Here is a 14,503-nt window from a genome sequence, read left to right as displayed (position 1 = left end):
CGTGATACAGTTTCTTACTTGGTGCCGTAGATGCGGTCGCCTGCGTCGCCCAGACCGGGAACGATATAGCCGTTCTCGTTCAGGTGGTCATCCTCTGCACCGAGGTAGATGTCCACATCAGGGTGTGCCTCGTGCAGGGCCTTGATGCCTTCCGGAGCGGCGATCAGGCCGATGAACTTGATGCGCTTTGCGCCATGCTTCTTGATCTGGGTGATGGCATCAATGGCGCTGCCGCCGGTAGCCAGCATCGGGTCCAGAACCAGAACATCGCGCTCTGCGATATCCTGCGGCAGTTTGCAGAAGTACTCCACAGGCTGCAGGGTCTCCTCGTCGCGGTACAGGCCGATGAAGCCCACCTTTGCAGCGGGCAGCAGGGTCAGCATACCGTCCAGCATACCCATGCCTGCGCGCAGGATGGGCACCAGAGCCAGCTTGCGGCCAGCCAGCACCTTGGTCTTTGCCATGGTGATGGGTGTTTCAATCTCCACCTCTTCCAGAGGCAGGTCACGGGTCGCTTCGTAGCACAGCAGGGTCGCGATCTCGCCAACGAGGTCACGGAACTCCTTGGTGCCGGTCTGCTTGTTGCGCAGAATGCTCAGCTTGTGCTGCAGCAGCGGATGCTCAACGATCATCGGGGTCATAAAAACACGCTCCTTATTTTAAATAGATAACTCTATCGGGTACAGGATCACGATCTGAAACGGCTCTGCGTGCGCTTCGCCATTGTCAGTGGAAATTTTATTTTTATATTTTGAGCATTCAAAAAATCTGCGGATTTTTTGAATGCTCTTTTTCACAGGAAGGGTCGTAACGAAAAGATTCATCTTCCCTTATGGCCTTTTTCGTGAAAATGCGTTTGGAGCGGCCCTGCGGTTGCGCAGCAATGAAAGCCCCAGTGGGTCTTTCAAGCAGGCGAGCGATCTGCGATAGCAGATGGAAGGGCTTTGCCCTGACAAGCGTCGGGGCCGCGACAAACGCGAAATCAAAAAAATATTTTTTCCTTGATTCATGGCCAGAGTAAAACGGAGGCCATTCCAATCGTCAAATCTAAGAATCAGCGGTTCTCCAGTGCGGTCAGCTTGTCGATGCGGCGCTGATGGCGGCCGCCTTCAAACTCGGTGTTCAGGAAGATATCCACCAGCTGGCAGGCCAAGCCTGCACCCACGACGCGGCCGCCCATGCACAGGGCGTTGGCATCGTTGTGGCGGCGGGTATACTCGCAGCTGAAGCTGTCAGAGCAGCAGCAGGCACGAATGCCCTTGATCTTGTTTGCTGCCATGCTGATGCCCACGCCGGTGCCGCAGAACAGCAGTGCCTTGCTGCACTCGCCGCTCACAACTGCATCGCAGGCGGGCACAGCCATATCGGGGTAATCCACGCTGTCGGTGCTATGGGTGCCAAAATCGATGTATTCCAGCCCCAGCTCCTTCAGATGCGCCTTGACAGCTTCTTTCAGTTCAAATCCGCCGTGGTCAGCGGCCAGTGCAATGGGTTTTGCCATGGAAATGTTCCTTTCTCTCAGTCACGCAGGGTTTTATGCCTGCTCCTTGTTTTGGGCGGCATTGGCTGCAGCTTCTGCTGCAAGGCGCTCTGCGCGCTCCCGCTCGGCCTGACTCAGGCGGTGGTAGTCCGGCAGCAGAGCCTCCGGCAGCACAGCCTTTCCAGCTTCGGCCATCTGCTTTGCCACAAGGGCCACTGCAGCAGCACGCCCGCCGCGCAGAGCCGCAGGTGCCTGCAGCACGCCCGGCACACTGCCGTATTTATTATAGCACAGAGATGCGCCATCACCAACAAAAAACAGGGGCTTTTTGCAATTTTCTACAAAATCGGCCAGATCTGCCACCGCCCGGGCATCGTCTTCCAGCAGGCGGCTGTGGGTGGCAAGGTCGAACGCGGCACTGTATACCTGCGCACGGCGGGCATCCAGTGCGCACAGCACAGTGCCCTCGCCCGTGTGGGCTGCGGCCAGTGCTTCCAGCGTGGAGACCGGTGCGCACAGCGTTTCCCGCGGGAAGGCCAGACCCTTGACCGCCGCCAGACCGATGCGCAGCCCGGTAAAACTGCCGGGGCCTGCGTTGACACCGTACAAGTCAATCTCTGCACAGGTCATGCCGCACATCTTCAGGCAGGTGTCGATCATGGGCATCAGCGTTTCGCTGTGGGTCATGCCTGCGTCCAGATACACCTCGTACAGCAGGCGGTCATCCTGCAAAAGAGCCACACCGGCCGTTTTGCCCGCTGTATCCACAGCTAAGATGTTCATAGCGTTACCCCCTCAATGGTGATCCTGCGGGTATTTTCGTCCACGCGCTGGATATCCACCCGGATGGGGTTTTCCAGTGCCAGCAGGTCTGCAAAGTTCTCGCTCCACTCTGCCGCCACAACGGCCCCCTGATCCAGATAATCGTAAAAGCCTGCAGCACACAGGTCGTTCTCAGTGGAAATACGGTACAGGTCAAAGTGCGCCAGCGGCTTTGGGCCGCGGTAGTAGTTCACAATGGCAAAGGTTGGGCTGGACACCGGGTCGGTGCAGCCAAGGCCCTCGGCAAGGCCCTCGGTAAAGGCGGTCTTGCCCGCGCCCAGCCCGCCGGTGAACGCAACCAGCGAACCCGGTGCCAGCACTGCGGCCATACGGGCACCCAGCGCCACCGTCTCGGCGCGGGAGTGGGTGATATATTCTGACATGAAGCTTACCTCATTTTATAAAGCAAAAGGGACGGCAGAATGCTCTGCCGTCCCTTAGTATAATATACTTTGTGCAAAAGTGCAATGCCGTGTGTTGCTTACGCCGCCGCATCCACATCCGCTGCCGTGTAGGGGTTGGGCAGTGCAGCGCTTCGGTCTCCGCTGAGCATCGCATAGGATGCCGCCGCATGGGGCCGTCTGCCACCCTGCTCGTTGTACCAGATGATATCATCGGTGCCGTAGATGTTCTTGGCATAGTCCACGGCCTGTTCCAGCGTTTCGCCCTCGATCATCCGGTTCACAGCGGCCCACAGCATACTGCGGGAATACACCGAGTAGACATTGTTCACATAGCCCATCACCGCCTTGGCACCGCCTGCCAGCAGGCCGTCTGCCATAGAGGTGTCCACATGGCCGTTCTTGCCGTAGAACTCGCAGGTCTCGCTGAGCACGATGCCATTGCCGCGGTAGGCACTGCGGAAGAAATCGCCGTTGACGGCGTACATGCCGTTCACCTTAACCACGCGGTGGGCCAGCAGGTCAAAGCCATAGCGCAGATCGCTCCAGAAATCCGATCTCTCGGTCAGCAGGATCAGCGGTTCCGTGGCAGTCTTTTTGAACAGCCAGCCGTATTCATAGGTGTAGTACGCGCCGTGGGTGCTCAGGATGCACAGGTCGTAACGGCCCATCCTGCGCAGGTCGGATACAGTAACGGTGGTATCCAGATCCGTCTGCAGGCCCACCGAATCCCAATAGGTCTGCATGTAGGCATAATACGGGTAGCGGGTGCTGTTGATCGTGTTGTCAAACGCATAATAGATCGCCGCCGTGCCCACCCGCTTGTTCTCTGCCAGCTCCTGCAGCTGGCTCTCGTCCAGCTCCGGCAGGGCTGCGGTGTTCTCCTCCTCCGGGTCGGTAAGCAAGATGCCGCCCAGCGCGCCGCAGCTGTAGGTAAAGCTGATCATGCCGTTTTCGGCATCGGTGTAGACAGACCCCTGCTTCACAAGGCCCTGTGCGGTCAGCGCATCCAGCTGCTGCAAAGCAGCATCTGTGCGCTCGTCCTCGGTCATCTGTGCATAGTCGCTGCCTCCGGTCAGTGCGGTCACAGCAGCATCTGCCTGCTGCATCTCGCGCACATCTGTGGCCGAAAGGCTCTGCTGCACAGCCGCCTGTTCTTCCGGCTGCTGTGCAAAAGCCGCTGTGGGCAGCGCTGTGAGCGCGAAAGCCAGAGCGCACAGTGCACACCCAAAACGGCGGAGCATATCGTGTTCCATTCCCATTTCCTCCGGGCATATCTGCCGCCCAATGCGGCACGCCGCCCTTTTCCAGCAGGCATCTTCCTGCCATTTTCTTTGCGCGGCAGGCGCTCTGCAAAGGAGCTTTCTGCTGCACCTTCATTGTAGATGGTGCGGTCTGCTTTGTCAAGCATTCGTGTGGATTTTGCAAAGCTGTCACACCCGGTGGATTGCAAACGGTGTGCAGGCTGTGTATAATAGGATAAACTGGGTTGGTATTGCCCGCTGCAGCGGCAAAACCCGGTGTGCATCTGGGAACGAAAGGTGGTGCTTTCTTGGAAAGCATTCGACAATATTTTAAACGAACCGATAAGATCTATCTGCTGCTGTGCATCTTCAGCAGCACCATGGCGGTGGTGGCTCTGGCCTCCTGGGCCGCAAAGCAGGGCAATGGCTTTGCCACGGACGAGATCACTGGTGCCATTACCGGCATCGGCGATTACCGCCGCGCGCTGGTGCAGGCGGCAGCAGCCGGGCTTGGCATCGTGATCGCACTGCTGCTCTCCTGCATCGACTACCGCAGCCTTGTCAAGGTGTGGCCGGTGCATGTAGCCCTGACATGGGGTCTGGTGCTGCCCACGCTGTTCATCCGCAATGTGGCCATCGGCCCGCTGACCATCGGCTTCAACGCCGGTGACACCGACAACTACTCCTGGTACAAGCTGGGCGGCTTTACCTTCCAGCCCACGGAGCTGGCAAAGATCAGCTTTATCCTTACCTTTGCCATGCACCTGAACAATGTGCGCAGCCGCATCAACGAGCCAAAGGAGCTGGCAAAGCTTCTGCTGCATCTGGCCGCGCCCATCCTCATTATCCACATTCAGGGCGACGACGGCACCGCCATCATCTACGCCATCATCGGCTGCTGCATGATGTTTGCAGCGGGCCTGAGCTGGAAGTATATCATCGGTGCCATCTCGGCGGCAGCTGTGGCCGTGGCGGCGGCGTTTGCCTTTTTCAGCGATAAGATCGGCAAGGGCTACCAGTGGTACCGCATTCTGGCCGTTATCGACCCGGAGAATACCACCGGCTGGGCACCCAACGAAGCCACCTGGAAAAACATCATCTATCAGCAGCAGCGCGGCGAGATCGCCATCGGCTCCGGCGGCATCTTCGGCAACGGCCTGTTCAGCGGCCGGTACTACAGCGTGCCCAATGCCCACAACGACTTTATTCTCAGCTGGATGGGCAATGCCATTGGCTTTGTTGGCCTGTGCATCGTGCTGGGGGCACTGCTGGCACTGGTGATCAAGACCTTTGCCACCGGTGCGCGCAGCGAAGACCTGCTGGGCAGCTACATCTGCGCCGGCATCGGCGGTGCTTTGATGGCGCAGATCGCCGTGAACGTGGGCATGAATCTGCGTCTGCTGCCGGTCATCGGTGTCACCTTGCCCTTCTATTCTGCGGGCGGCAGCTCGGTGCTGATGCTGTATATCTGTGTTGGATTAGTCCTTTCCGTATATATGCACAATACAAAGAGCCTGTTCGGGTAAAGTGTAGCTTACCCCCCCCCTGTATTTTTCACATTTGCCGTTATATCAGTTGAAGCCTCCGCATCCTGCTTGCAATCCACTGAGATACATGATATTATAATAAAAATGTGCAGTTTTGCTGCTCAATATGGTGCAAAAAGCTGCATGGAGAGAGATTGGGGACTCTCCCCTATTTTATAGTATCAACCGGAAAATGGAGTGAAACGAATCATGACATCCGCAACAACTGCGCCAGAGGCGGAATACTGGCTGCAGACTGGTTGGATGGAGGAACCTGGCGCGGAGTTTGGCATCCGCAAACCAGTCACCATCGACCGCAAAACAAACCTGTACGAGCACCGTACCTACTGGTGTGTGCGCCGCGCACAGGATATCTTCTTTTCTCTGCTGGCGCTGGTGGTGCTTTCGCCGCTGCTGCTCATCACCAGCCTTGCGATCTGGCTTGACAGCCCGGGTTCAAGCCCCATCTTCAGCCAGTGGCGGGTGGGCCGCAATGGCAAGCTGTTCCGGCTGTACAAGTTTCGTTCCATGTGCCCGAACGCCGAGAGCAAGCTCAACGATCTGCTGAAGGACAACGAGATGGACGGCCCGGTGTTCAAGATGAAGGATGACCCGCGCATCACCCGTGTGGGCCATTTCATCCGCAAGACCAGCATCGACGAGCTGCCGCAGCTGGTGAACATCCTCAAGGGCGATATGAGCATTGTAGGCCCGCGCCCGGCGCTGCCCCGCGAGGTAGCCCAGTACACGCCCTATGAATGGCAGCGGCTGTACGTGACACCCGGCCTTTCCTGCTACTGGCAGATCGCGCCGCACCGCAACCAGCTGAGCTTTGACGAATGGATGGCATTGGATGTGAAGTACGTCAAGGAGCGCAGCTTTCTGGTGGACTGGCGCATCATCTTCCGCACCTTCCGTGCGGTGCTGTTCGGCCACGGAGAATAACATCGTATCGCAAAAAATCCCCGCTGTGCAGCTGCACAGCGGGGATTTTGTTGTTTGTGGGGGACGATAAACTCCTTCCGTCATCGCAATAAGACGGAAAAGGCTCCTCCTCCGGGGGAGCTGGCAAACCCGCAAGGGTTTGACTGAGGGAGTTTTTACTTCAGCACAGCGCCCAGATTTGCACTGGTGACCATGCGTGCGTAGCGGCTCAGCCAGCCGGTTTTGATGTTGGGCTCGGGTGCAACATACTTTGCCTTGCGCTGGGCCAGAACTTCATCGCTGACCTCCAGCGTGATGGAGGCATTGGGGATATCAATGTTGATGGTATCTCCCTCCTCGATCAGGCCGATGGGGCCGCCGGAAGCAGCCTCCGGGCTCACATGGCCGATGGCTGCACCGCGACTTGCGCCGGAGAAGCGGCCGTCGGTGATGAGAGCCACCGTCTTGTCCAGCTTCATGCCGGCCAGAGCGGAGGTGGGGTTCAGCATCTCACGCATACCGGGGCCGCCCTTGGGGCCTTCGTAGCGGATGACCACCACATCGCCCGGGACGATCTTGCCCGCATAGATGGCGGCAATGGCCTCGTCCTCGCTGTTGAACACGCGGGCCGGGCCGGAATGCTGCTGCATCTCGGGGGCCACGGCGCTGCGCTTGACCACACAGCCGTCCGGTGCAATGTTGCCCCACAGGATCTGCAGACCACCGGTCTGGGAATAGGGGTTGTCGATGGGACGGATGGCCTTGTCGTTCAGGATGTGTGCGCCCTTGATGTTCTCGCCCAGCGTCTTGCCGGTAACGGTGGGCACATCCAGATCCAGCAGGCCCTTCTTGGCCAGCTCTGCCTGCACGGCGGGGATGCCGCCTGCGGCGTAGAGATCCGGCATGTGGGTGGGGCCGGCCGGTGCCAGATGGCACAGGTTCGGGGTCTTGGCGCTGATCTCATTGAACAGCTTCAGGTCGATGGGCACACCGGCCTCATAGGCGATGGCCAGCAGGTGCAGCACGGTGTTGGTGGAGCAGCCCAGCGCCATATCGCAGGTAAGAGCGTTGCGGATGGAGCGCTCGTTGATGATCTGGCGTGCGGTGATGCCCTTGCGCACCATTTCCATGATGGCCATACCGGCGTGCTTTGCCAGCTGCAGACGCTTGGAGTAGACGGCAGGAATGGTGCCGTTGCCGGGCAGTGCGATGCCGATGGCCTCGCACAGGCAGTTCATGCTGTTGGCGGTGTACATGCCGGAGCAGCTGCCGCAGCTGGGGCAGCAGTTGCAGGTGCAGTCTTCCAGCTGATCCTCGGTGATCATACCGGCCTTGTAGGCACCCACAGCCTCAAACATCTTGGAAAGGCTGACCTCTTCGCCGCCGTAGGTACCGGCCAGCATGGGGCCGCCGGAGCAGACCACAGCGGGCACATCCATGCGCACCGCTGCCATCACCATGCCGGGCACGATCTTATCGCAGTTGGGCACCAGCACCAGACCGTCCAGCTGGTGGGCCATGAGCATGGTCTCCACGCTGTCGCAGATCAGCTCACGGGATGCAAGGCTGTACTTCATGCCCACATGGCCCATGGCGATGCCGTCGCACACGCCAATGGCGGGGATCAGGATGGGGGTGCCGCCTGCCATCTCAACGCCGGCCTTGACGGCATCGGCGATCTTGTCCAGATTCATATGGCCGGGCACGATCTCGCTGTATGCGGAAACCACGCCGATCAGCGGGCGCTCCAGTTCTTCCTTGGTGTAGCCCAGTGCGTAAAACAGGCTTCGGTTCGGGGCGCGCTCCGAGCCCTTGGTCACATTGTCGCTTCTCATTTCAAATCCTCTTTTCTGACAAAAAACCTCTCCGTCACGGCTACGCCGTGCCACCTCTCCCAAAGGGGAGAGGTTTTTGCGGAGGATCTATAAGGTTTCCACTTTCAACAAAAGCTCCCCCTTTCGGGGGAGCTGGCCGCCGAAAGGCGGCCTGAGAGGGTTTTCCCCTTACTTCTTCAGCCAGCTCATCATGCTGCGCAGCTCTGCGCCGACCTTCTCGATGGGCAGCTCTGCTTCCATGCGGCGCTTTGCCAGGAAGTGCACCTTGCGGCCGCCACTGGGGCTCATCTCGGTCAGGAACTCGGAAGCGAAGGTGCCGTCCTGGATCTCGGTCAGGACCTTCTTCATCTCCTTGCGGGTCTCGGCAGTGATCAGGCGCTTTCCGGTGCGGTAGTCGCCGTACTCAGCGGTGTTGGAGATGGAGTAACGCATCTTGGAGAAGCCGCCCTCGTTGATCAGGTCAACGATCAGCTTCATCTCGTGGCAGGTCTCAAAGTATGCCATCTCGGGCTCGTAGCCAGCTTCCACCAGCGTGTCGAAGCCGGCGTGGATCAGCTCGGAAACACCGCCGCACAGCACTGCCTGCTCGCCGAACAGGTCGGTCTCGGTCTCCTCCTTGAAGGTGGTCTGCAGGATGCCTGCACGGCCAGCGCCGATGCCGGAAGCGTATGCCAGAGCAATATCCTTAGCCTTGCCGGTGTAGTCCTGCTCCACGCAGATCAGAGAGGGGCAGCCCTCACCCTCGGTGTACAGGCGGCGGACGATGTGGCCGGGGCCCTTGGGAGCGATCATGATAACGTCAACGTTCTTAGGAGCGGTGATGGTCTTGAAGTGGATGTTGAAACCGTGTGCAAAGGCCAGTGCCTTGCCCTCGGTCATGTAGGGAGCCACCTGCTTGTTATAGATATCAGCGCACAGCTCGTCGGGCACCAGCATCATGACAACGTCGCCGGCCTTGGCAGCTTCTTCCACTTCCATGACCTTGAAGTTCTCGTGAGTTGCTGCGAACTCAGAAGCCTTCTCCCAGTGAGCAGAGCCCTTGCGCAGGCCGACGACGACGTTCACGCCGCTCTCGGCAAGATTCTCAGAGTGTGCGTGGCCCTGGCTGCCGAAGCCGATGACAGCGACGGTCTTGCCGTCCAGCACGCCGAGGTTGCAGTCGGAATCGTAGTATTTCTTGATAGCCATGGTAGTTGTTCTCCTTTTTGTTTTGTGTTTATTCAGTGGCTGATTGTAAACATTTTATTTTTTCGCTCCTTGAGAGCGGAAAATCTCAGGTCCGTTCCGGGCAGTGGGTCCCCGGCAGAGGCAGCTGTGCTTCGCGCACCTCCTGCGGAGGCTTCTGCATATGCTGATGCATCCCGCCGCGCTCCAGTGCGGTAACGCCGGTGCGGCACTGCTCCAAAATTTTGTAATCTGTAAACATTTTCAGGAAGGCATCGATCTTATCCGGCTTGCCGATCAGCTCGAACACCATGCTGTCCGGCGAAAGGTCGATGATCTTGGCCTTGTAGATGCTGGCGATCTCCCGCAGCTCGCTGCGGTTGTGCACATCGGATGCTACCTTCAGCAGCAGCAGTTCCCGTTCCAGAGATTTTTCGCCGTCCAGCACGAACACCTGACGGGTAACTTCCAGCCGTTCGGTCTGCAGGATCAACTGCTTGAGGGCCTTGTCATCGCTGGTAATGGTCACGGTGATGCGGCTGACTGCCGGGTCGTTGGTGGCCGAGACCGTCAGGCTGTCGATGTTGAAGCCGCGGCGGCAGAACAGGTTGGACACACGGGCCAGAACACCGCTCTGGTTGTCCACCAGCAGGCTGATGACCCTGCGCTTGTTGGATTCCATATTGCTGTGCCCTCCTTATTCCATGATGATATCGTTGATGTCGCCGCCGCCGGGGATCATGGGCAGCACCTTTTCGTCCTTATCGATGATGCACTCGATCCAGGTAGGGCCTTTCTGCTTCATCGCATCCGCAAAAGCAGCCTGAAACTCCGGCAGGTTTCTGCAGCGGTAGCCTTTCAGGCCAAAGCCCTCGGCCAGCTTGACGAAGTCCGTCTTGCGGTGGGGATCGGTCTGGCTGTAGCGCTTTTCGTAGAAGGTGGTCTGCCACTGGCGCACCATGCCCAGCACCGAGTTGTTGAAGATCACGGTGATGATGGGCAGCTCATAGCTCACGGCGGTGCAGGCCTCGTTCAGGTTCATGTGGAAGGAGCCGTCGCCGGTAAACATGACCACCCGCTGGTCGCGGCCCAGAGCCATCTGTGCGCCAATGGCTGCACCGTAGCCAAAGCCCATGGTGCCCAGACCGCCGCTGGTGATAAAGCCGCGGCTCTTGGCGTGGCGCAGATACTGCGCCGCCCACATCTGGTGCTGGCCTACATCGGTCACATACACGGCTTCGGGGCCGCACTGGTTGCACACCTCGCCGATCACCTGATGGGGCATCAGGCGAGTGGGGTCGGACACCGGGTGGTAATCCTGTGCCTGCCACTCACGGATCATCTTCATCCAGTCGGGATGCTTCTTTTCCTCGATCTGCGGCAGCATGGCGTTCAGCACGTAAGCGGCATCGCCCACGATAGAAAGATCGACCTCCACATTCTTGCCCAGCTCACTGGGGTCGATGTCGATCTGGATGATGGTGGCGTTCTTTGCAAAGGTCTTGGGGTTCAGGGCCACACGGTCCGAGAAGCGGGTGCCCACTGCAATCAGCACGTCGCAGTCGGCCACGGCACGATTGGAGGTGTAACAGCCGTGCATACCCACCATGCCAATGTTCATCGGGTCGCCGTAGGGCACGACGCCTGCGGCCATCAGGGTGTAGGTGGCCGGGATCTCTGCCTTGTGCAGCAGATCACGCAGCGGCTGGCAGGAGGCTGCGCTGCGCACGCCACCGCCAAAGTAGACCAGCGGTCGCTGGGCCGCATTGATAAGATCCGCTGCCCACTTGACCTGCTCTGCATTAAAGGTGGTCACGGTGCGGATGGGCTCCGGCTTTTTGGGGGTGAACTCGCATACCGCCGCCGTCACGTCCTTGGGGATATCCACCAGCACCGGGCCCTTGCGGCCGCTCTGTGCAATACGGAAGGCAGAGCGCATGGTATCGGCCAGCTCTTCCACACGGCGCACCGTGAAGTTGTGCTTGGTAATGGGCATCGTGATGCCCTCAATGTAGGCTTCCTGAAAGCCGTCCTTGCCAAGGCCCGCCGTGGCTACGTTGCCGGTGAAGGCCACCATGGGCACCGAGTCCATGTAAGCGGTGGCAATGCCGGTGACCAGATTGGTGGCACCCGGGCCGCTGGTGGCCAGCACCACACCGGTGCGGCCGGTGGCACGGGCATAACCGTCTGCCGCGTGGGCCGCGCCCTGCTCATGCGCCGTCAGCACATGGGTGATGCGGTCAGAATTCTTATACAGCTCATCGTAAAGGTTCAGCACTGCGCCGCCGGGATAACCAAAAAGGGTATCCACGCCCTGCTCGCAGAGGACCTCCACAAAAATCTGAGAACCATTCAACTGCATGGTGAGTTTCTCCTGTTTTCCTAACCTTTTTCCACTTTTTACACGTTCCCGGGGAGCTTCTTTTTAAAAGAAAAGGCCTTTGTCCCCTGTTATCAAGAGACAAAGACCTTGTGATCATCAAGCTCTCTGCGGTACCACTCTCGTTGGCGTGCTGTGCACACCCTCTCACGGGCTTCCAACAAAGCCCTGCACGGTAACGGCTGCAACCGGCGCTGCTTACAAGGGTTTTGCACCCGTTGGGCAGGCTGCTCCGGGATGATTTTCCGCACGAAGCACTGACTGCCTTGCACCAGACGGCAGCTCTCTGAACAGTGGGGATCGTGTGGTACTTTTTCCCATCTGCGCATTTGTTGATGTAAATTATACTATAAATCGGCCTTTTGTCAATCGACAATTTGTAACCTGAATCACCCCAAACATGAAGTTAATTGAACACCTCTTGCGCCATGGCAGAATGCGCTGTATACTTCTGATATGCGCGCCCGCGCGTTTAATTTAAGACCAACCAGAGGACAGGAATATGAAATTGAGAGAATGGAATGCCCGGCTGCACGGGCTTGTTGTTTTCCGCAGCCTGCTGGACGACCCCGTTGTGGCAAAGCTTGTGGACCTGACCGACCGCATGGAAGCCGGTGCGCCCGGCTATGGCCCGGTGTGCGACGCTGTGGCCCAATTTGAAGCCGCACTGTTCGAGCACACCACCAACTGGGGCAGCTACCTCAGCGCCGCTGTGCTGGAAGCCGAGACCGTCTGCGTGCGTCAGGCTGCATCGGGCACCCTTGCTCCTGCACTGCAGACTGCGCTGGACAGTGAACTGGCTTTTCTGCAGGCTCTGTGCGGCCTGACGCTGGACGAGCTGCTGGCCGCTGCCGGTTCTGCCACAGGGCAGGCGCAGGAGCTGGCATTCCTGCCCCGGTGGGAGACCTCCAGCATCGACCTGCCTGCCGCCTACGCCCAGCGCATGAGCGAGGTGGGAAAAAAGGGCTATGGCATGTTTGCCAAGCACCATGTGTTCACGGTGGAGAACGGCCAGCTGGTGCCGGTGAAATACCCGGACCCTCAGCGCCTTTCCGAGCTGCCCGGCTACGAGAAGGAGCGCGAAAAGGTCATTGCCAACACAAAGGCCCTGCTGGCCGGGATGCCCGCCAACAATGTGCTGCTGTACGGCGATGCAGGCACCGGCAAGTCCAGTGCGGTGAAAGCCATTGCCAATGAGTTTGCACCTGAAGGCCTGCGGCTGGTGGAAGTGAAGAAGAACCAGCTCTACCAGATCCCGGATCTGATGGACAAGCTGGCCGCGAACCCGCTCAAATTCATCCTGTTCATCGACGACCTGAGCTTTACCGCCAACGACGACAACTTTGCCGCCCTGAAGGCCATTCTGGAGGGCAGCGTGGGCGGCAGAGCCAAAAACATTGCGGTATACGCCACCTCCAACCGCCGCCACCTTATTAAAGAAACACTGACCGACCGCACCGGCGACGACATCCACGAAGCCGATACCCGGCAGGAGCTGATGAGCCTTTCCGCCCGATTCGGCCTGACGGTCACTTTCCAGCGGCCGGAGAAGGCCCGGTTTGAGACCATTCTGGCCGAACTGGCAAAGCAGCACGGCATCGACATGCCGATGGATCAGCTGCTGGTCAAAGCCGAAGCCTTTGCCATCCGCGCCGGCGGCCGCAGCCCCCGCGTGGCAAAGCAGTTTATTGAGCAGTGCGAGGCGGGCGTGCAGAAGTAATTAGTTTGTCTTTATTTTAACATCAAAGTCTCTGATAAATCTTTCACAAAATGCCGAGAAGTCGTGAATTTTTTCACTTTCTCGGCATTCTTTGTCTATTTTTTATTTATCGGTAAAAAGCCTTGCATTCTATTGAAATACAGGCTATAATATGGCCAACATCAGCCAATTGATATACCAATTGAGCACTTCTGGAGGGCAACTATGGGCTTTTTAACGGGTAAGACCGCTATCATCACCGGCGCAGGCCGCGCCGTACTTTCCGATGGCAGCTGCGGCTCCATCGGCTATGGCATTGCCACCGCCTTTGCAAAAGAGGGCGCAAATCTGGTCATCACTGGCCGTAATGTAAAAAAACTGGAAGAGGCAAAAAACGAGCTGGAAGCCAAGTATGGCATCCGCGTTCTGCCGGTGCAGGCAGATGTGTGTGCAGGCACCGACAACGAAGCCACCGTGCAAAATGTCGTCAATCAGGCTGTGGATACCTTTGGTGGCATTCAAGTGCTGGTGAACAACGCACAGGCATCCGCTTCCGGCGTGCCGCTGGCAGAGCACACCACCGAGCAGTTTGATCTGGCCCTTTATTCCGGCCTGTACGCTGCATTTTACTATATGAAGGCCTGCTATCCCTATCTGGCCAAGTCCAAGGGCAGCGTGATCAACTTTGCATCCGGTGCAGGCTTATTTGGCAACTTTGGCCAGTGCGCCTACGCTGCCGCCAAGGAGGGCATCCGCGGCCTGTCCCGCGTGGCCGCTACTGAGTGGGGCAAGGATGGCATCAATGTCAACGTGATCTGCCCGCTGGCCTGGACCGCCAAGCTGGAGCAGTTCCAGCAGGCATACCCAGATGCGTTCAAAGCCAACGTCAAGATGCCGCCCATGGGCCACTACGCCAACCCCGAGACCGAGATCGGCCGGGTATGCGTGCAGCTGGCCATGCCGGACTTCAAGTATCTGTCCGGCGAGACCCTCACGCTGGAGGGCGGCATGGGTCTGCGCCCGTAATT

13 protein-coding genes and 1 other annotated feature are annotated in these 14,503 nt (G+C 58.6%); of the genes, 4 read left to right on the top strand and 9 right to left on the bottom strand.

The annotated features are described in order from the left end of the window. Positions 1-14: 14 nt before the first annotated feature. The 5 genes from upp to DXA66_RS11765 all read right to left on the bottom strand — a co-directional run bounded on the left by upp (position 15) and on the right by DXA66_RS11765 (position 3,959). A complete protein-coding gene (upp, locus tag DXA66_RS11790; protein WP_097774028.1) occupies positions 15-641 on the bottom strand; it encodes a uracil phosphoribosyltransferase in 627 nt (208 codons plus the stop codon). A 413-nt stretch (positions 642-1,054) separates the two neighbouring features. Beyond that, a complete protein-coding gene (gene rpiB / locus DXA66_RS11780; RefSeq protein ID WP_118529122.1) occupies positions 1,055-1,501 on the bottom strand; it encodes a ribose 5-phosphate isomerase B in 447 nt (148 codons plus the stop codon). 33 nt (positions 1,502-1,534) lie between these two features. Beyond that, a complete protein-coding gene (gene tsaB / locus DXA66_RS11775; RefSeq protein WP_097776711.1) occupies positions 1,535-2,263 on the bottom strand; it encodes a tRNA (adenosine(37)-N6)-threonylcarbamoyltransferase complex dimerization subunit type 1 TsaB in 729 nt (242 codons plus the stop codon). Then, a complete protein-coding gene (tsaE, locus tag DXA66_RS11770; RefSeq protein WP_118529120.1) occupies positions 2,260-2,685 on the bottom strand; it encodes a tRNA (adenosine(37)-N6)-threonylcarbamoyltransferase complex ATPase subunit type 1 TsaE in 426 nt (141 codons plus the stop codon). Before tsaE ends, tsaB begins: the two co-directional genes overlap by 4 nt. Positions 2,686-2,783: 98 nt before the next feature. Further along, positions 2,784-3,959, bottom strand: coding sequence for a hypothetical protein (locus tag DXA66_RS11765; RefSeq protein ID WP_118529118.1), 1,176 nt, complete (start codon positions 3,957-3,959; stop codon positions 2,784-2,786). 296 nt (positions 3,960-4,255) lie between these two features. On the opposite strand from DXA66_RS11765, the gene DXA66_RS11760 reads away from it, so the two are divergent. Both DXA66_RS11760 and DXA66_RS11755 read left to right on the top strand, forming a co-directional pair. Continuing rightward, positions 4,256-5,473: an FtsW/RodA/SpoVE family cell cycle protein gene (locus DXA66_RS11760; protein ID WP_243089097.1), complete on the top strand. Its 1,218-nt coding sequence runs from the start codon at positions 4,256-4,258 to the stop codon at positions 5,471-5,473. A 264-nt stretch (positions 5,474-5,737) separates the two neighbouring features. Beyond that, a complete protein-coding gene (locus DXA66_RS11755; protein ID WP_118529116.1) occupies positions 5,738-6,418 on the top strand; it encodes a sugar transferase in 681 nt (226 codons plus the stop codon). A 155-nt stretch (positions 6,419-6,573) separates the two neighbouring features. Here the strand turns inward: DXA66_RS11755 and ilvD are convergent, their stop codons facing one another. The 4 genes from ilvD to ilvB form a co-directional block, all read right to left on the bottom strand. After that, positions 6,574-8,232, bottom strand: coding sequence for a dihydroxy-acid dehydratase (ilvD, locus tag DXA66_RS11750; protein WP_118529114.1), 1,659 nt, complete (start codon positions 8,230-8,232; stop codon positions 6,574-6,576). Between the two features lie 168 nt (positions 8,233-8,400). Beyond that, on the bottom strand, positions 8,401-9,420 hold the full coding sequence (gene ilvC, locus DXA66_RS11745) for a ketol-acid reductoisomerase (protein WP_118529112.1): 1,020 nt from the start codon (positions 9,418-9,420) through the stop codon (positions 8,401-8,403). 85 nt (positions 9,421-9,505) lie between these two features. Then, positions 9,506-10,078 (bottom strand): acetolactate synthase small subunit, encoded by a 573-nt coding sequence (gene ilvN, locus DXA66_RS11740; protein ID WP_118529110.1) that lies wholly within the window; start codon positions 10,076-10,078, stop codon positions 9,506-9,508. 15 nt (positions 10,079-10,093) lie between these two features. Continuing rightward, complete coding sequence (gene ilvB / locus DXA66_RS11735) at positions 10,094-11,758, bottom strand: biosynthetic-type acetolactate synthase large subunit (protein WP_118529108.1); 1,665 nt, start codon at positions 11,756-11,758, stop codon at positions 10,094-10,096. A 92-nt stretch (positions 11,759-11,850) separates the two neighbouring features. After that, positions 11,851-12,109: a binding site (T-box leader), on the bottom strand. A 169-nt stretch (positions 12,110-12,278) separates the two neighbouring features. Between ilvB and DXA66_RS11730 the strand changes: the two genes are divergently transcribed. Both DXA66_RS11730 and DXA66_RS11725 read left to right on the top strand, forming a co-directional pair. Beyond that, positions 12,279-13,496: an ATP-binding protein gene (locus DXA66_RS11730; protein ID WP_118529106.1), complete on the top strand. Its 1,218-nt coding sequence runs from the start codon at positions 12,279-12,281 to the stop codon at positions 13,494-13,496. 204 nt (positions 13,497-13,700) lie between these two features. Further along, positions 13,701-14,501, top strand: a complete 801-nt coding sequence (locus tag DXA66_RS11725) for an SDR family NAD(P)-dependent oxidoreductase (protein ID WP_118529104.1) — start codon at positions 13,701-13,703, stop codon at positions 14,499-14,501. Positions 14,502-14,503 lie beyond the last annotated feature (2 nt).

The organism is Faecalibacterium sp. OF03-6AC, from assembly GCF_003478175.1.
GTDB lineage: Bacteria > Bacillota > Clostridia > Oscillospirales > Ruminococcaceae > Faecalibacterium > Faecalibacterium taiwanense.
Note: the sequence above shows the minus strand (reverse complement) of the source record. Positions and strands in the feature narration are given on the sequence as shown.